The 16,441-nt window shown below is 55.9% G+C and carries 15 protein-coding genes; 6 read left to right on the top strand and 9 right to left on the bottom strand.

Annotation, left to right across the window (positions count from 1 at the left end; all coding sequences use genetic code 11):
• Position 1: 1 nt before the first annotated feature.
• Complete coding sequence (locus ABVN19_RS00340; RefSeq protein WP_105642631.1) at positions 2-469, top strand: DoxX family protein; 468 nt, start codon at positions 2-4, stop codon at positions 467-469.
• A 164-nt stretch (positions 470-633) separates the two neighbouring features.
• Here the strand turns inward: ABVN19_RS00340 and ABVN19_RS00335 are convergent, their stop codons facing one another.
• The gene (locus ABVN19_RS00335) at positions 634-1,881 is read right to left on the bottom strand and encodes an NADH:flavin oxidoreductase/NADH oxidase family protein (RefSeq protein WP_105642632.1); all 1,248 of its coding nucleotides are present in this window, start codon (positions 1,879-1,881) and stop codon (positions 634-636) included.
• A 104-nt stretch (positions 1,882-1,985) separates the two neighbouring features.
• On the opposite strand from ABVN19_RS00335, the gene ABVN19_RS00330 reads away from it, so the two are divergent.
• Positions 1,986-2,393 carry a MerR family transcriptional regulator gene (locus ABVN19_RS00330; RefSeq protein WP_105642633.1) on the top strand — a complete coding sequence of 136 codons (408 nt, stop codon included), beginning with the start codon at positions 1,986-1,988 and terminating at the stop codon, positions 2,391-2,393.
• A gap of 124 nt (positions 2,394-2,517) precedes the next feature.
• On the opposite strand, the gene ABVN19_RS00325 is transcribed toward ABVN19_RS00330, so the two are convergent.
• A complete protein-coding gene (locus ABVN19_RS00325; RefSeq protein WP_028944637.1) occupies positions 2,518-3,120 on the bottom strand; it encodes a hypothetical protein in 603 nt (200 codons plus the stop codon).
• Between the two features lie 751 nt (positions 3,121-3,871).
• Between ABVN19_RS00325 and ABVN19_RS00320 the strand changes: the two genes are divergently transcribed.
• Positions 3,872-4,099, top strand: coding sequence for a hypothetical protein (locus ABVN19_RS00320; RefSeq protein ID WP_028944636.1), 228 nt, complete (start codon positions 3,872-3,874; stop codon positions 4,097-4,099).
• Positions 4,100-4,157: 58 nt separating this feature from the next.
• Positions 4,158-4,442, top strand: coding sequence for a DUF3077 domain-containing protein (locus ABVN19_RS00315; RefSeq protein ID WP_028944635.1), 285 nt, complete (start codon positions 4,158-4,160; stop codon positions 4,440-4,442).
• Positions 4,443-5,671: 1,229 nt separating this feature from the next.
• On the opposite strand, the gene herA is transcribed toward ABVN19_RS00315, so the two are convergent.
• The gene (gene herA / locus ABVN19_RS00310) at positions 5,672-7,522 is read right to left on the bottom strand and encodes an anti-phage-associated helicase HerA (RefSeq protein WP_105642634.1); all 1,851 of its coding nucleotides are present in this window, start codon (positions 7,520-7,522) and stop codon (positions 5,672-5,674) included.
• Entirely contained in the window at positions 7,519-8,856 is a 1,338-nt protein-coding gene (locus ABVN19_RS00305) for an SIR2 family anti-phage-associated protein (RefSeq protein ID WP_256585933.1), read from the bottom strand. Before ABVN19_RS00305 ends, herA begins: the two co-directional genes overlap by 4 nt.
• Positions 8,857-9,342: 486 nt before the next feature.
• On the opposite strand from ABVN19_RS00305, the gene ABVN19_RS00300 reads away from it, so the two are divergent.
• Both ABVN19_RS00300 and ABVN19_RS00295 read left to right on the top strand, forming a co-directional pair.
• Positions 9,343-10,578, top strand: coding sequence for a hypothetical protein (locus tag ABVN19_RS00300; RefSeq protein ID WP_146117353.1), 1,236 nt, complete (start codon positions 9,343-9,345; stop codon positions 10,576-10,578).
• Entirely contained in the window at positions 10,565-11,209 is a 645-nt protein-coding gene (locus tag ABVN19_RS00295; protein WP_105642636.1) for a hypothetical protein, read from the top strand. Before ABVN19_RS00300 ends, ABVN19_RS00295 begins: the two co-directional genes overlap by 14 nt.
• Before the next feature lie 479 nt (positions 11,210-11,688).
• Here the strand turns inward: ABVN19_RS00295 and ABVN19_RS00290 are convergent, their stop codons facing one another.
• From ABVN19_RS00290 to ABVN19_RS00270, 5 genes are all read right to left on the bottom strand, one after another.
• Positions 11,689-12,564, bottom strand: a complete 876-nt coding sequence (locus ABVN19_RS00290) for a chromosome segregation protein SMC (RefSeq protein WP_105642637.1) — start codon at positions 12,562-12,564, stop codon at positions 11,689-11,691.
• An 87-nt stretch (positions 12,565-12,651) separates the two neighbouring features.
• Entirely contained in the window at positions 12,652-15,552 is a 2,901-nt protein-coding gene (locus tag ABVN19_RS00285) for a DUF927 domain-containing protein (RefSeq protein ID WP_105642638.1), read from the bottom strand.
• The gene (locus ABVN19_RS00280) at positions 15,549-15,833 is read right to left on the bottom strand and encodes a DUF3077 domain-containing protein (protein ID WP_105642639.1); all 285 of its coding nucleotides are present in this window, start codon (positions 15,831-15,833) and stop codon (positions 15,549-15,551) included. The genes ABVN19_RS00285 and ABVN19_RS00280 overlap by 4 nt, the downstream gene beginning before the upstream one ends.
• Entirely contained in the window at positions 15,830-16,114 is a 285-nt protein-coding gene (locus tag ABVN19_RS00275) for a hypothetical protein (protein ID WP_105642640.1), read from the bottom strand. Before ABVN19_RS00275 ends, ABVN19_RS00280 begins: the two co-directional genes overlap by 4 nt.
• A complete protein-coding gene (locus tag ABVN19_RS00270; RefSeq protein ID WP_177431082.1) occupies positions 16,111-16,269 on the bottom strand; it encodes a hypothetical protein in 159 nt (52 codons plus the stop codon). The genes ABVN19_RS00275 and ABVN19_RS00270 overlap by 4 nt, the downstream gene beginning before the upstream one ends.
• Between the last annotated feature and the right edge of the window lie 172 nt (positions 16,270-16,441).

Genomic DNA, 16,441 nt, shown 5'->3' with positions numbered 1-16,441 from the left:
CATGGACCTTTATCATCCCTCCACTGCCAAGCACAGCGTGCGCGAGCACTGGAACCGCGTGGCCGATGGCCTGCAGCGTTTGCTTGGCGAGTCGTTGGTGTGCCTGGTGGCACGCATGGGTATTGCTGCGGTGTTCTTCCTGTCCGGGCGCACCAAGGTTGAAGGGCTGCTCGGCATTACCCCGAGCACCTATGAACTGTTCGAGACGGAATACGCCTTGCCGCTGGTATCGCCGCACCTGGCTGCGCACCTGGCCACCTACGCCGAGCACCTGTTCCCGCTGCTGCTGGTACTCGGGCTGTGTACCCGGCTTTCGGCGGCGGCATTGCTCGGCATGACGCTGGTGATCCAGGTGTTTGTTTATCCGGATGCCTGGCCTACGCACCTGTCGTGGGCGGGGGTGTTGTTGATGCTTGTGGCGCGGGGTGGCGGGGCCTGGTCGGTGGATCGGTTATTGAGGGTTCGCTGATTGTGGGGCAAGTCGAGACGTTGCCCCACCGCTCCCACCCGGCGACCGCTGCGCAGTCGATCGCAGCCTCGTTCCCCGGCAGCGGCTACAGACTGTCGGAGTAGCCGCTGGCCCCGCAGCGGTCGTGGATCAAGACACGCCCACCGGATGGAATGCCCGCCCGTTCATTGCCCTGCCAGCGCAGCCCGGCGACTCATCAACCGACGATAGCGCCGGGCGCGAAGCAGCGTCCCGCACTGCTCCTGCACCAAGGCCCACAACGGCGAAACGCTGGCAGGCGGTCGCTTGCCCTCTGCGAGCCTGCGCATATGCGCCTTGACCACCGCCATGTACGCCATCGCCGCAAAGGCCTTGCGCTTCCACTCGATCGGCGCCAGCGCTGCGCTGGCCTGTACCTGCCCGGCCTGCCAGCGCCGCGGCAGCGCCGGATCGACCGCCAGCGCCGTAGCGATCCCGGCCATGGCCACGCCGCCCGCCAGCACCTGCTCCACCACCGGCAAGCGGCGAATGCCCCCGGTGACCATCACCGGCATGTGTGCACTAGCGGCAATCTCCTCGGCAAACTCGAGAAAGTACGCCTCGCGCGCCAAGGTGCGACCATCACGGGCACTGCCCTGCATCGCGGGTGCCTCGTAACTGCCACCCGACAGCTCCACCAGATCGACCTCCAGTTCATTGAGCCAGAGCACCACCTGACGGGCGTCACTGGGCTCGAAACCGCCGCGCTGGAAGTCAGCCGAGTTCAGCTTCACCGCCACGCAAAAACCTGGCGACACGTGTGCGCGCACCGCCTTGACCACCTCCAGCAACAACCGCGCGCGGTTCTCCAGCGCACCGCCCCAGCGATCCGTGCGCTGGTTGCTCAGCGGCGAAAGAAACTGGCTCAATAAATAACCGTGGGCGGCATGCACCTGCACCCCGCTGAACCCTGCCTGCTCGGCCAACGCCGCCGTGCGGGCGAAGCGCTGGATAAGCTCGGCGATCTGCGCCTCGTCCAATGGCTGGGGGACCGGGAACATCTTCGACAGCCCGCCCATGTCCAGCGCCACCGCCGACGGTGCCACGGTGGGCTGGCCCAGATTGGCCTGCATCTGCCGGCCAGGGTGGTTGATCTGCATCCAGAACTGCGCACCCTGGGAGCGCCCGATGCGCGCCCACTCTTCAAAACGCTGCAACGACTGCCCCTGCTCCAGCACCACCCCACCGGGCCCGGTCATGGCGCGGGCATCGACCATCACATTGCCGGTCAGCAGCAACCCCGCCCCGCCGTCGGCCCACGCCTGATACAGGCGGAACAATTCGTCAGAGGGCGTTTGGTCGGGGTTGGCGAGGTTCTCTTCCATCGCCGCCTTGGCAATGCGGTTGGGGATAACGGCGCCATTGGGCAGCGACAAAGACTGGAACGGTGACATGGGCACTCTCCGAAATGTTGAACACCGTGCGACGACGGGGGCTTTAACTCGGCAAAGCCTAAGGTTAAAGTCAACTTTAAGGTCAATAGCGGAGCCCGAAATAAATGAAAATCAGCGAACTCGCCCGGCGCAGCGGCATGGCCACCTCACGTATCCGCTTCTACGAAGCCAGCGGCCTGATCAGCGCCCGGCGCCTGGGCAATGGCTACCGCGACTACAGCGAACACACCCTGCATACCCTGGAAATCATCAGCTGCGGCCAGCAGGCAGGCTTTACCCTGGTTGAAATGCTCAAACTGATGCCCGACCCCGCCCAGGGCGAGAGCAAACACGAGCAGTTGCTTGAAAGCCTGCGGCGCAAGGTGGTCGAGATCGAGGCCATGCAACAGCGCCTGGCGCAGAACCGCGCCAAGCTGCTGGAGATTATCGCGGGTATCGAAAGCAAGCCGGACAGCGTCGACTGCGAAGAAAATGCCCAGCGCATCATGGCTGGACTGCGCGAGCCATCGTGATCCGTAGCCGCTGCCGCCAGGCTGCGATCGACTGCGCAGCAGTCGCCAAGGGTTGCTTACGACCGCTTCGCGGCCGTTCGCAGCCTGCGGCAGCGGCTACGGATTTGCACAGGGCGGGTGGAGATCACCACCAGCCCCGGTCATCCTCAAGCTCTGCGCGGCACTGCTTGAGCTGCGCGCCATAAGTGCGCGACTGCTGCTCTACCTTGCGCGCCACCTGCATCAGCCAGGGCTTGCTGCGATAGGTGCCGCGCTTGAAGCCGCCGCGCCCCTCGTGGTACGCCAGGTACTGGTTATAGGCATCCCATTTGGAAATGCCCAACTGGCTTTGCGTACCGGCCGTGTACCAGCCGATGAACATGATTGCGTCGTCGAAATTGTCCCGCGAGCCGCCGTTGCCGGTGCCGCTCTTGTACTCGCCCCAGACCGGGTCCTGGGCCTGCGCATAGCCGTAGGCCGAGCTCACCCGCCCCCATGGAATCACCCACAGCAGGTAGTCACGCGGCGGCAGCGCATCGGAAACATAGCTGCTTTCCTGCTTCATGATCGCCATCGCCACATGCTGCGGCGTGCCGAACTGTTGTTGCATCTCCAGCGAATCCTCATACCAGTCGGGGTATTCGCGGAAGATATTGCAGAGGTTGTTCTGGTCCCTCGGTGGCGCCGTGGCGCATCCCGATATCAGCACCAACAACAGCATCAGCGCCCACACTCGCCCTTGTTTCATCCATCGCCCCAGCAAAGAAATGAGGGCATCGATTGCCCTTCGTATGTAGCACAGCACCTGAGCAGGTCAGGTTTCGGAGAGCCAGTAGGATGGCCCAGGTGTAGGCAGGGTCACCTGATGGGTGGCAGTTTTACTCAGGGAATTTCGGAATTTCCTGATTTCATGCAGTCCATTTCCCAAAGATACTTAGCCTCGTCAAGATCCATTGCAGGGGTTCTGACGGGCGACTAGCCTCGCTCGATTTTTGGCAATTGTACGTGGGGCACCTCGGGGTGCGCCGAGTTCTCTGGTGATCGGTCTATCAACCTGCGTACAGTTGCTTTTTTTTATTAGCGTTCGAACGCTGCCTGCAGCAAGGCTTGCCTGGCAGGCGCCTCCCGCCAGTAGATCATCCCCTGAACCTGGTCCACGATGCCCCCCTGTAGTCGGGACTTACACGCAGCACTCCCAGCCATAACGATCAGAATTTCCTGATTCCCTGTAGTCCATTTCCCAAACATACTTATCTGACTTTCAAGCCATTGCGATGGACTTGATACCCCTCTAGTGTCGTCCAGTCGTTGGCATTCAACGACCGGCTTTGACAGGCCGTTCAAGATCTCTAGAGCACGTGCGCGCTTTATGGCGGCTGTACGTGGGGCACCTTGTGTGCGCCGAGTTCTAGAGTCCTCGGTCTGTCAACCCGCGTATAGCTGCCACCTTCTTGTTTGACAGCAGGTCTGTAGCAGCCCCACTGACTCTAGAGGTGTACATGCTCAAGATCGTCCCCGATCCACCGCACAACCCCAACCAATCCCTCGAAGACCTCCTCATCCAGACCTCCGAATACCTGGTCTGCGCCCTCACCATCGCCCAGCAAACCGTCCTGCTGCACACCAAACCGCCCGGCCAGGTCATGACCTTGGCGACCATGCATGAAATCGAACGTGCCCGAAGCCTGGTCGAAATGGCCTTGAGCAAGGTGCAGCCCACGCATTGAGAGACCCACAGCAAAAGCGCCAGCACTGCAGAAGCAGGCTGGCGCTTGGGAGGTTTGGATGGACAAGCGAATGGAGCTCGGCACCACCGGCGTAGGCACCTTTGGTGAGGGCCGTAGCGGGACATCGACTGATCGATTGTTTCGGGTCGAGCCGGGCCATAGTGCGGAATTTGTTTTGGAGCAGGCTGCAGTGTTGATGGGCTGCGTGAACAAGCTCAGCCATCACCTGCAGTTTGAACAGGATGAGGCGATGCGCTGTGCGGTGCATTATTTGAGTGGGATGGCGAAGGCGTTGATCGACGACCTGGGACATAGCGCCCAAGGTAACGCCCCCGCCCGGTAGGAGCGGGCTTGCCCCGCGATTAACTTGCCCAGAACAACGCCTGAATCCCGGCCAAGTGAGCCTTCAGTCAATGCTGATGCCTATGAAGAATGTCCGGGAAATGCGCATGGCTGTGGCGGATCGCCACGGAGACAGGAATCAAACAGTGGACTATATGACCAGTATCTACTAGGGAAGCTAGCTAAGCGCATGAAGACGTATCCCTAAACGTATCCCTAAAGCAAAAGTCACCTCAACGGAGTCGAAGCCGGGAGACCGTCTAGGATTAGCTGAACCCAACCCAGAGCAATGCCATATGACTACTACGCCCCAAAATCTCAACACCATGCTGCGCACACTGCTGAAGATGCATGAGGAAGGTCAGGAACTCGAGAGGACATTCATCGAGTCCAATGCGGAAATTTTTGAGCAACTGTGGGCGAAAGGTTACGGATGCTACCGAATCACGAGGATGCAGGCCGGTAACATCAGGCCTCGTAGGGAGTATGCCGGGCTGCTAACCCCACGCGGCATTGAGGCGGCTCGAGCCCTTGGCGGTTAATGCACCGCAACACTCCTGCTGGGATCAATGAGCTGACTGCAAGCGATGCCTCATTCTTGCAGTTGGCAAGATAATTCGAGGGTTAACCAATCATTTGGGTGGGTTCACCCAGTGAAGCAGTTCACTAAGCTGTGAACGCTCCCGCTAACAAGAAAGCGCGGGTTTCCGACCCCGTACTTTATGACTTACTACAGGGTCCCCGACACAATTCCCGTTCAGACCTCCCACAACGCCTGCGGCTACCTTCCTCGCTGAAGGACACACTGCCAGGTGGGCGGGGGTATGAGCCCGTGCTTTTTTAGGGTTTCAGGTGTTGCAAGTGTTACTAGCAAGCCAACTGACTGATTTTAATGAATTATTTTTATTAAATATTTGCTCGCGTGACAAGTGTAACAACCCGGGACTGAGTGTATCGGTGTTACATAAACCTTCCGTTTTCGGCCAGAAGCGGATATTCGCCAATGACCTGAACACCTCCGGCCCCCTGGCGCCCAGCGCGCTAAGTTCAGGGCACCCGCACAGCCGGGAAACCTACAGATTGATCGATGCTCCAAGATCAAGGGACGTCTAACCCAGCCATCGCCCGACTCCCAGCGCAACTTGCTTTGATTATTAGTGCAAAGAGGTGAGAGTCGAGAGCTACAGACCCGGCTGTTGTCTAGAACGGTACATCATCGTCGTATGCAGGTTATGGTAGCGGTTCGTTCCATGGAAGCGGCGGCGGTGGAGCCGGGGGAGGAGGTGGAGGTGCTGGTGGCGGAGGTGGCGGTGCTGGTGGCGGAGGTGGCGGCGCCTCAGGTCCTCTGGTTGCCCAACAACTGAAATCAGCATCACCTGAATGTGGCGTGGGGGAAGCCTCAGCAGCACGAACTAATGTTGGCATAGCAATGCTTCCGCCGAACACAATCGCCGTCTGCCTTGGCAAGCCCGCAATACGGCGGATTTCTCGCCGATCAGCCCACTCGCTGGCTGACTGAATCGCAGCCAAGTCCTTTTCAGATGTCAGCCTGAAGGAGACCCAGTTGTTGCACTGCGAGAGAACCGTGGGAGATATCTCTGATGGCCTCTGTGTACTCAACCAAAGCGCAAGGCCAAACTTTCTACCTTCTTTTGCGAGCCGTTCATATGCAAGTGAGTTTTCACCTGCATCGTCGCCGGAGCCGAGAGGGCGCAGGTAATGGTGGGCCTCCTCCAGAACGAGCAGGGTTGGGATTTTGTTCTCCTGCCCTCTCCGAAAAAGTTCGTAGGCATAAAGCTCCAAAAGTGACCCGAGGATGAACGGAGTCAGATCGTGCGATAGATGCCGCAGGTTTATGATGTGTACCCGCCATGGCACATCCTGACCGCCAAAGATCTGCTCTACCAGGTTAGTGGACTCATGCGCCCAATTGAGCGGTGTCTCAGTCCCTGCCCCACCATCTACATCCACGACAGAGCGGAACATGGGATCTTCAGCGAATCGATTGATCCTGGTGATCAATGGCGAAACGTTCGAATAGCTGAAGGCATTTCTCTCTGCCCCATTCCTCTGAGAGGGTTGTATCCCGTGGCTTTCAGCTACGAGTGACGCGAGAGCGGCCATATGAGGCCACACTGTAGCTGCGCCAGCCTGGCCATTGCGGATCTGCTGAATCCGGCTATCAGCATCGGCGGCTCCTCCCTGACGGCAATCGTCGAACAGGAAGGGCGCTGTGTCATTTGCCAAACCAGCCCCCTTGAGTTGAGGAAACCAGCGGACTTGGTGGAGGTGCTCCAGTGCGAATGTTAGCGCTGGCCGCTGTGTTTTTTCGCTAGGAATTAAAAGCCTATTGAGGCCGTGCCGCCCCAGTGCGTAGTACGGAATTTTAAAGCTGTCCGGTCCCGGCCCTCCAATGGTCGTGCATTTCACGGCTCCATCTGGAAGCTCTGGAACGTTGAGCGCAGCTTCGTACTCACCGTTGATATCGAAGACAACAATCCGCGCACGGGGTAGTTTCACTATTTGCTGGAGCACCGCTGCTGTGAAGCAGCTTTTACCCTGGCCCGAACTGCCCAGCACCGCAACATGCCTAGAGATCAAATTCTTGAGCCCCACATTCAAGCTGCCGCCCCCACGTAAGTCATCACCCAGCTTAAGCGGAACATCGTCCTCATCGTCAGAGCACAGGATTGCGGCCAGTTCCTCCGTGCTAAGAGGGAAGGCCTCAGCGCCAAGCGGAGGGGTTGCGAGTGAGTCGCTGGTAAAGCGCGCCTTAGCTTCTTTCCTCGACAGCCGTCCAACGACAGCACCTGAAATGTTACGCAGCGGCTCAGTTTGATGGGTACTGGAACCTATCCCCAATCTATGGGCCTCGCGAGGCTCGTCGAAGCTGAGGGAGACAACCTTCATTACCAAAGCCCGACTTCCTGCATCCAGCACCAACAGGCTACCGACCTCCGTCACTGACGATACGCCTTGGGCATGCGATGCTAATTGACCTCGGTGCATATCAAGCAAATTGAGGGTGACATCTGAACCTTCGATTCTGACCACATAGCCGACAGGAAGGCGCCCTCTCATTGCCCAATCCTCGGTGCTGCTGCCTCATCTTGAAGATCTCGCGGTTCCCTCAAAGCTTTCTCAAATTTGCGCATGTCCTCGTCGTATATGAGAGGATCTGGCAGATGACGCGCAAGCGAGTCAATGTAAGCGTGAGCGCCCCCGCCCCCCACCACAGTGATGCGTGGGTTCTTCAGGGAAAGTAATTTTCGCAATGCCGGGGGCAAGCTCTGATCAGCCGGATCACCGTTAAACCCGGAGGAGTAGATGACCAATTGGAGTGTGGGATTGAGCAAGGCCGACCTAATCAGCCGATTGATATGCTCATCCCCAAATCCGTAGCCACATAAGATCAAACTGCTCTGCGGTCTGGACATGAACTCTGCAAACCTGCGAAAAAGCTCACCTAGAACATAGCCGATGGTGTCCATGTACTTCGCTGCCCTCGGCATCACCATCAGGCCCAGGTCCTCGCCGTCCCGCTCAGCCATGAACGCATCAATGCGTTGATGGGCAAGCGGCGCAGAAACCTCAAATACCTGACCGTTCTCCTGCTTCCAGGTCAATGAACCGTGCAGTTTTGCGAGATAAATGTTGTAGACGCCGAATCTGGCCTCACCCCTGGCTTGGGTGTTTCGGAAGCCAAGGTCGAAGCTCTGTGGGGAAAAGCGTCGGGTGTGGGTTCCCAGGAAGCCATTCGAGACTTGTAGATCAATGGATTCGGCAGCCCACTCGATGGCCAGGTCATAATTCGTGGTGAACACCCAAGGGGATGACTGGCCCGGTTGGCGAGCCGAAACCAGCTTCTGAAGAATTGTCCGCTGGCTTTCGAGACCATCGTCGTCCGACTCAACGCCACTGGGTGAAAGCCACCACTCCTGCCGGAGCAGAGCCGCACTGACAACGATTCTGAAAAGCGCAGCCTTCACCTTTTTCAGGTCGCTGAGGTTTTCCTCCAGCTCCCGCTCGCCTGGCGCGTAGTCAATCAGACCATCACCGAACATGCTCATTTGCCTAGTCCAGTCGGACAGGGCGATTTCGAGGCTATCGATTAGATGCTCGAAGTTGGGTGTAACGGGTCTTGGAAGCGTGGTGGCGTCCTCGCGAATGAATCCATGCTCAACCATCCAGGCAGCGTCTCCTGGACTCTCCGTTACAAAACTAGTCCAAAGCGCGATCATCGTAAGGCCACCAGCAGCAACTGATGCGCCGGCGCCTAGTAGAAGTCCGATGTTTTCTAGTCTCAGGAGCGAAGCGAGATGTGCCTCAAGCTCCGTTTCATCCGCTAAAGCAGTACCGCCACGAATTGCTGCAAAAGGCATTCTGACCTCACAAAAAGCGCTGATCCAGTCCATGGAAGCCCCATGCAGCTCAAGGCGTGGACGGCTTCATGCAGGCTACTGAATTGCCATAACACTGTCCACGTCGCTAAAGGTATTGGAAATCTGTGCTGAGGCCACGATCAACATCTGCCATAAGGGCTGGGCTGCTAACTAGTCAGCTGATCCCGCCGCTATTCTAAGTTTGAACCTTGCGTTGAGACCTTCTCGTAGCGGAAAGCCCCAATACGCGTCCGCTTTGGGTCGAATTCCACCGGTCATGATGGACGGGGATCTGGTGTGGCTGTTCGACTAACGGAATTTCACTCGCCGTTGTAGCTCGAAATTCAAGATAGTGACTGGATCGTGTGCCTCGTCCGCATGAGGCACCCACCACATCTGCATAGCCATCATTGCGCCATCCTGCCATCATACCGCCCATGCGATTATTGGAACGGTACACCCCACCCTCGTCGCCAACTATCAAGATAAGAACATAAGCCAAAATTAAAAGGATTTAAAATGCTGCAGAATTTGAAAATCGCTCTCCTTACTAAGGAGCAAAATGTATGGTTCATACGTGCAGAAAAAGGAAAATATGCTAAGCACTTTCGTGCCGGAGGTGTAATCGCAATCGAACACTTGGAAAGAGCGTATGAGGGAAATATTCCCAGCGAGCTACCCACCGAAGAATTTCTTAAAGCACAATTATTAATCAACGAAAAATACAGTGAATTCCGCGACAACACAGACGGAAAAGAGAGCCGCAAACTCAATAGATCTGGATTTAATATCCTAAGTCAAATCAAACGATTTGCGAATGAAATTAAGCGTGGAGATCTTATCGTTACGCGAAATGAAAAGGATGACGGCTATAGTTTCGGAATTTGTAGTGAAACAATCCCATATATCGACCACACTCCTATTCGCGTACCAACTACAAAAAAAGACGGCACACCAGGATTTGAGCGCTCCTCCTTAGATTACAAATTAAGAAAACGCGTAATTTGGGGGCCGTCAATCTCTCGCTCAGAACTTCCAGGCGCAGTTAGAAAAGCTACAAGCGGTCAACAAACAGTTACATCTTTAAACAATCACAAAGAAAAAATCTTTCATTTAATTTATCCGTTCTTCACAGATGGCGAGTCACTGTTCTTTTCAAATAAAATCAAAACAGCCCATCGTGTAAATGCACTTGCTATAGGCAAGCTTTTCCAAAACGTCGCATTAATCAAAAGCTTTAGCGAGATGCTTCTTAGTGAAGAGCTTTCTGACTTGAGTCAGTTGACGCATTTTATCGAAAGCGCAGTACTTCTGGGGAAGAGTGACATAGTCACCTGCCAAGCTGAATTTATGTCGCCAGGTGATATGTGGTGCAGAATACCACTCGTTGGCGAAACCCTTACAAACCAAATTTTTGCTGCCGTTTTGGCTTGCCTCTTACTTACTGGACAAGTGAACGCAGAGGAGATAGCCAGCCTTACAAATAACGAAGCAACACCGACACTAGCTATAAAAAAAGACACAGGCGACATATTTTCTGACAAATATAAAACCCCAGCTATATCCCAGAAGCTAAGATCAATTGCCAAGGCCGCCGGATCTCAAGCTGCAAACATTGAAAATCAAGAACACTCAATCATTGAAGTGAAGAAGAGTCTAAACCTAAGCATTACAAAGGTAGATACTGAAAAACTCGAAGGCTTCGAGTTTGGCATCAACGTGTTGGAGATAGGGAAAACTCATGAAAATCGTTGAGCCAATTAGTAGCGCGCTGCTAATAACTGGATGCGTCTATTCCGCGGGCATAAGCCAAAATAACGCATTCATGCGAGAGTTTGGTATTAACCCAGAATTCAGCCAACCATCAATAGACAAGATATTGTATGACGGCGGGCTTATCACGTTTGAAATTTTCTATGATCATTTGAAATTTCTATCACTATTAGTATTTGTTATCGCTATTTTTCTGGTCGCCACATGGGCTGCAGCAAAACTTATTAGCCCTGGCTCCGCAATTGCGAATGCGCCAAGCCACTTTGATCAAATAAAAAGCGTATTGCAGTACACCCCAACTGGCTTACTGTTACTCCTCTATATAATATATCTATGTTTCTCATCATACCAAAAATCGCAGGAGACCGGAATCAAACTATCAGAGACATTTATGGAAAGATGCCACTGGGTAATTTTAAAAGACAAGAAAAACACCACTAAAGCTTGCGCATTCAGAAAGGATAAAGACTCAATCTGGTACTACAACATCAAGGGTGGCGATTTGAATATAAATTCATCGTTGCTTACAGAGCTAGGTCAAGTCACCTATTTGGAGCCTCAGAAAAATTCGGTTGCTTCAGAGTCCCATAAAGACAAGAAGGAAGGTCTGTAAACCATAAAAAATGTATCACCCCGGGTTGCTTATATCGTGAGCAAATCCTTCTGGCCGTTAGCGGACTGAGGCCGCCTCGAGTCGAAGTAGGCTTTCGAGAGAGTCCATTCAGCACAGACAGATTACCAAAAAAGAAGAAGGGGCCTTTTGACCCCTTTTCCATTTCCGCGTACATACTGCCGATGCTTACCGCCGCCCAAGGTGATCCTCTATCCGTAAAATTTCCAAATTGATTACGTTTATGGAACTAATCTCGACTGGGGTGAATGACTTGTAGTTTCCTTTGATTATTTTTACCAAATTTATGAGGTGGAGCTTTCGGGCGCCTAAGTCTTCCAGAATTGACTTTGTACTTTCAGCATTTTTACTCATGACGATACCTCGGAATTACGCACTACACACAAGCGTTTCAATGCGGCGGGGCATGGGCCAGATGCACCACACAAATGGAATCATGTGATGCGGCCTTGCCTGCGCCGTTACGATGCTTCCGCTTCAACGAAAGCATCGGCTTGCAGATCAATGATTTGCTGCGGCCCGTACTGGTAGCTGAGCTTCAGTAATTCGCTCCAATCCCAGGCGATTGAAGTGTTCAGCTCGTTACGGATCTTAAAATCATGGAAGGCATTCTGCTCCCAGCCCATGTAACGCTTACCGGCATATAGCTTTGAACCCGTAGCTATCAACTGCTGAACTGCTGCATCCCACTCCTCCTGAAGCCGTTCGGTGGCCAGGATCACTGCTGATCGTTCTATCTTTTCGGACTCGCGGATTGCCTCTTCGATATGTTCGTCGATGAGCTTGATCTCTTGCTCCAATGCCGAGACGATCAGGCCTTGACGGCGTTGCTGTTCCAGCTCGGTTGCCAGGACTTTGGCAGCTTTCTGCACATCAGCAGAGGCTGTCTTTTCGCCATCAGCATCACCCCAAGCGACAGCTTGTGCATACGCGCGAGCTGCCCCCTCCTCAGCTTGTCGGGCATTGGTGATCGCCTGCTCGTTATGTGCTAGGACCTCCTCCAGTCGCGTACTCAGCGTTTTCCTTTTGCCCTGGAGGTCGGCCTTGTCCAACGACCAGCTCTCCATCTTTTCTTTGTAGTCGGCCATCAACTCGATGCTATTGGCTTTGCGGTCGATCCAGGCGATGCTTTGATCAATGACGGAGATTTTGTGTTCGATATTCCGTACGTTTGATTCCGCATTTCGCATGTTTATCAGCAGCTCTTCACCGGCCAGAGTTCCAGCGAAGGTTGGGATATTCAGCTGCTCGTCCCATCGAGCGATTTGCCCTTCGATCTCACGGATCTGTGCTTCGAGGTTACTGCGTTCGGTATTCAGTTTTTCGAGGCTTTGCATTGTTTTGTCATCCATAGAATTGGTTTTGGGTTGAGCGGCTGGCGAGGCCGGACGCGCCGACACTTGCCTCATCTGCGTAGGCTGCCGTCAGGCAGCCTCGGCCTCTACCAGCGATGCATCTTTGTTAGGCTCGCTCAACACCACGTAACAGCGCTGCATACCCATGCCGGGCAGGCGAACGGTGCATGAGGCCTTCCCACCCTTGTCGGTTTGCAGGACACCACGCTCAATCAACTCCCGGTTGACCGCAGTAATGTTCATTCCACGGAAGACTTCCGAACGCCAAGCTTCAGGAAGTACGTAATAGGTGATGGTGGTATGCAGACTGTCGCCCATGCCGTGTTCCATGGTTTTGCGAAAGCCCAAGCGATCGATCGTGCGGGGGCCATGCTCATCAATTTTGGCGGCAGTGGATTCCCAACGGGTGAATCGACTTTCGCCGAAGCGTTCGATGACTTGGCGCAGCCGAGCCATGATGACTTCGCCCTCCATATTGCCCGCACCACCACGCTCGGCCAGCCACGCATTCAGACAGACTCGCGCTGCTGTGATTGCAGCGCCATCCGCCCAGCCGGTAACGCCCAACGCAGTGGCTAGTTCACCTGCAGCACCGACAAGGCCGAAGCGCAATGCCGCTCGCTGTACCTGTCCACTCGCGGAAGTTGGCAAGTTCTGCGCAATGAACTGCTCCAAGGTTCGACGCAGAATGCTCACCCAGCCCAGTAATTTGCCAGGGGTACACAAGGCCTCCAGGAAGGCCGCAAGGGGCGTACCGTAGTACTTGGTCACTCGCACCTTCAAAGCATCTGAGAGTGCCGCTGCATCTTCAAACCCGCACAACGAGTCGAACATGCCCAGGCCCTTGCTGGCATCCGCTGGCACGGCCAGCATGCGCACTTCCATACCTGCCTTGAGTTCCTTGTTTGCCTCGGCCATGTGCTGCGCCAGCGTCTTCTCTCCAGTCGAGAGGAACAGCAGCCGCCACTCCTGCACAGACCGCCCCGCTTGGCCTCGATCATTGGCCCTGGCCTTGCCTGTGCCGTTGCCAAGCATGTAGACCGTCTCACCGATGATCCGCGCATCACACATGCCGATCTCGTCAAGGATCAAAAGTCCATCGGAGTGCGCTGCAGCAATGGACTCCAACGCATTGTCAGTTGAGCGCCAGGAACGCACCAAGCGCGGCCCTCCATGCACTGAGGCCGCGACCTGCAGATGGGTGGTCTTACCGCCTGAACTGTCTCCGTACAGGTGAAAGCCGCCCGATTCATGGCCAAGATGATGGAGCAAAGGACCGGCAAAGGCCGTACTGACCACGAAGGCCAAGCGGTGATTGCCCACACACAAAGCCCCAATTTGGCGTTGCCACTGTTCCAGAGTGCCCGACTCATTGATCGGTGGAAGCTGGGCACCAGCGTCATAAAAGTGCAGGTGCTCAACGTGCTGACCAATCTGGCGATCCGGCAATAAGAACGCATTGTTGTGCCAGCCCAATCGCGTGACCAGGCGTGCCCGTTGGGAGCTGTCGAACCCCTGCAGGTAGCTTTGTAGGTCGTTGCGTGCATGCCGACCAGACCGAGACCCGGCCAATCGCAGGCCCATATCGACGAGCGGACCAAGCACGTCTTTGCCGAAGTCACCTGTCATTGTCCGGGCCGGAATGTTCCAACGCTTCTTTTCGCCGTCGGGGTCATCGAACTCAACGAGCAGGCCCCAGTTATGCCCCTTCTCATCACGGGTCCGAGCGAGGATTTCCAAGGGAGAACACACGGGACGTGCATCACCATCCTCGGTGGCATAAAACACGCCGTCCTCGGTGAGGCGAAAACCTGCCGGAAGCAGGTCACGGTTGGGGCGAGCCTTCCCCTTGGCCGGATTATTGGGCTTCGAATCGGCTGGTTGGGTACTTGAAGGAGCACGCTGGTCCACAACGCCGAATAGTTCGCCGCTCTGAGCTAGCAATGCCAAGTGCTCGGCAGTCCACCCCCTGTCCAGTGCATCGGCCGCGTCATCACCATCGCCCCAACGTCCGCCTTTGGCGAAGCTGGGAGTGCTACCTTTAAGTACTGGCTTGCGCTTGAAAACAGTGAGGTCGATGGTCCGCACCATGCAACCGATCTCAGCCAGCTTTGTCGCCACGGCCTGCATGCATTTCGAACCACTACCATCGTTGTCCGGCCACAGCAGCACCCCACGCCCCTGCAGCGGCGAGAAGTCCGCCTTGTGCCAAGAGTTGGAACCATTCGACCAGCAGGAAGCGATATGCCCGGGCAGAAGTGCCACCGCAGCATCGGCGGCCTTTTCGCCCTCGCACAGCACTACCGGTGCCTCAGGTCGTCTATTCAACTCATCCAGGCGCAGCAAGGGGCGAGGCTCAGAGAGCCCCTGCCAGCGCCATTGAGCCGCCCCGTGCTCGCCACGCGTGCACCAGGTCAGCGGTGCGAAGACCTTCTTACTGGGCTCTCCTTCGGCACCGGCCACATCGAAGCGGTAGAGCACCATCAGGGGCTCCCCGTGCCCGTTGCGGTAGCACCAGACCTTGGACGGAGCACCATGTTGTCGATGCTTACTAGGGCACTTCGTCATCGCCTCGGCCGGAATTGGCAGCACGGCCTGCCATTCAGCCGCCGCTGGCTTCTTCGCCGACCGGGACGGGGTGGCTGCGTCGGGATCAATGCGCAGAAAGTCTACGAGCTTCTGGCAAGCATCGATGTCCGTGCCGCCTTCGAGGTACCGCACCAGGTCAATCAGATCGCCGCCCTTGTCGCCCGTGGCGAAATCCGCCCAGGTTCCTTTGCTCAGGCTAATTTTCAACGACCCTGCATGCTTATCGTTGCGCGTAGGATTGGGGGCGGTGTATTCCTTGCCGCCATCAACACGTTTTCCGTTGGGCAGCCAATGAGTCAATACAGAATCGATGTTTTGCAGCGCGGTAACTTTGACCTGAGCAAAGGTCGGACGCCGAGCATGGGTTTTGGTCGTGCTCATACGTCACCTGCCTGGGCACGCTGGAGCCCGTCGGCCACATCATCAATGACGGCTTTGACCTGCTCACCCAAGTAGTGAGCAGCCCATACCAGCGCCCCATTTTTGTCATCCATGCCGCCCATCAAAGTCAGCTTGTTGATGCAATCCATGAGCAGCGATGCCTGCTCCAAGGCTTCCTCGCAAGAGACTCCGGCATTCACTCGGAACAGTGGTTGATTCTCCGAGTTGCATTTGGCGAAGGTCGCTGCACCGACGGTATCGATCAAAAGGGGGGCGCTCATTGGGCTCCTCCTTCTACTGTCCTGCGGGTAGTGTCGTCGGCATGCAGCGCCAGCGTGCGGATCAGTTCCAGAGTCCCACGAACGTCCCACAAGGCGCCGAGGATAATTCGGTTGGCCAGCCGCTGGCCTTGTTCTGCCTCGAACTGGTCCTCGAGCAAAAGCAGAACAGCATTGGCACGTTCGATAGCGCAAGTAATGGCGTCGATGGGGATACCAGCCGGAGCTTCCCGATTAACGCTCAGTAGGTCTTCGGGGTGGGAGAAATAGAGTGCGGTGCTCATTTGGCACCCCCGATATTCTCCAGTGCCCGGGCTTTTGCAATGTGGTTGTTGTAACGAGTGAGGCGGGTACGAAGGCTGGAATCGGCGTGCAAAGCGGCGAGAGCCATTGCTCGATGGGCAGCAGCGCGAATTTTGGACGGATTGAGGGCGTGCATAGGGTGTCGCTCCTTGAGTTGAGGAGCCATCACCGCTTGCGGCCAAGCAAGGAATGGTGACGGCTGTACGCGGGTTGGCCGACCGGGACTCAAGGCACCCGGCACACCCGAAGGTGTCCCACGCACAGCCGCCATAAAACGATACAGCGGGCACAAAAAAAGCGCCAGCAAT

This window comes from Pseudomonas vranovensis (assembly GCF_040438935.1).
Classification (GTDB): Bacteria; Pseudomonadota; Gammaproteobacteria; order Pseudomonadales; family Pseudomonadaceae; genus Aquipseudomonas; species Aquipseudomonas vranovensis.
This window is presented reverse-complemented; position numbering and strand designations above follow the sequence as displayed.

Excerpts from the sequence above, each read along its gene's own strand:
- ABVN19_RS00340 (WP_105642631.1), top strand. The coding sequence starts at position 2 with ATGGACCTTTATCATCCCTCCACTGCCAAGCACAGCGTGCGCGAGCAC.
- ABVN19_RS00335 (WP_105642632.1), bottom strand. The coding sequence starts at position 1,881 with ATGTCACCGTTCCAGTCTTTGTCGCTGCCCAATGGCGCCGTTATCCCC.
- ABVN19_RS00330 (WP_105642633.1), top strand. The coding sequence starts at position 1,986 with ATGAAAATCAGCGAACTCGCCCGGCGCAGCGGCATGGCCACCTCACGT.
- ABVN19_RS00325 (WP_028944637.1), bottom strand. The coding sequence starts at position 3,120 with ATGAAACAAGGGCGAGTGTGGGCGCTGATGCTGTTGTTGGTGCTGATA.
- ABVN19_RS00320 (WP_028944636.1), top strand. The coding sequence starts at position 3,872 with ATGCTCAAGATCGTCCCCGATCCACCGCACAACCCCAACCAATCCCTC.
- ABVN19_RS00315 (WP_028944635.1), top strand. The coding sequence starts at position 4,158 with ATGGACAAGCGAATGGAGCTCGGCACCACCGGCGTAGGCACCTTTGGT.
- herA (WP_105642634.1), bottom strand. The coding sequence starts at position 7,522 with ATGAGAGGGCGCCTTCCTGTCGGCTATGTGGTCAGAATCGAAGGTTCA.
- ABVN19_RS00305 (WP_256585933.1), bottom strand. The coding sequence starts at position 8,856 with ATGGACTGGATCAGCGCTTTTTGTGAGGTCAGAATGCCTTTTGCAGCA.
- ABVN19_RS00300 (WP_146117353.1), top strand. The coding sequence starts at position 9,343 with ATGCTGCAGAATTTGAAAATCGCTCTCCTTACTAAGGAGCAAAATGTA.
- ABVN19_RS00295 (WP_105642636.1), top strand. The coding sequence starts at position 10,565 with ATGAAAATCGTTGAGCCAATTAGTAGCGCGCTGCTAATAACTGGATGC.
- ABVN19_RS00290 (WP_105642637.1), bottom strand. The coding sequence starts at position 12,564 with ATGCAAAGCCTCGAAAAACTGAATACCGAACGCAGTAACCTCGAAGCA.
- ABVN19_RS00285 (WP_105642638.1), bottom strand. The coding sequence starts at position 15,552 with ATGAGCACGACCAAAACCCATGCTCGGCGTCCGACCTTTGCTCAGGTC.
- ABVN19_RS00280 (WP_105642639.1), bottom strand. The coding sequence starts at position 15,833 with ATGAGCGCCCCCCTTTTGATCGATACCGTCGGTGCAGCGACCTTCGCC.
- ABVN19_RS00275 (WP_105642640.1), bottom strand. The coding sequence starts at position 16,114 with ATGAGCACCGCACTCTATTTCTCCCACCCCGAAGACCTACTGAGCGTT.
- ABVN19_RS00270 (WP_177431082.1), bottom strand. The coding sequence starts at position 16,269 with ATGCACGCCCTCAATCCGTCCAAAATTCGCGCTGCTGCCCATCGAGCA.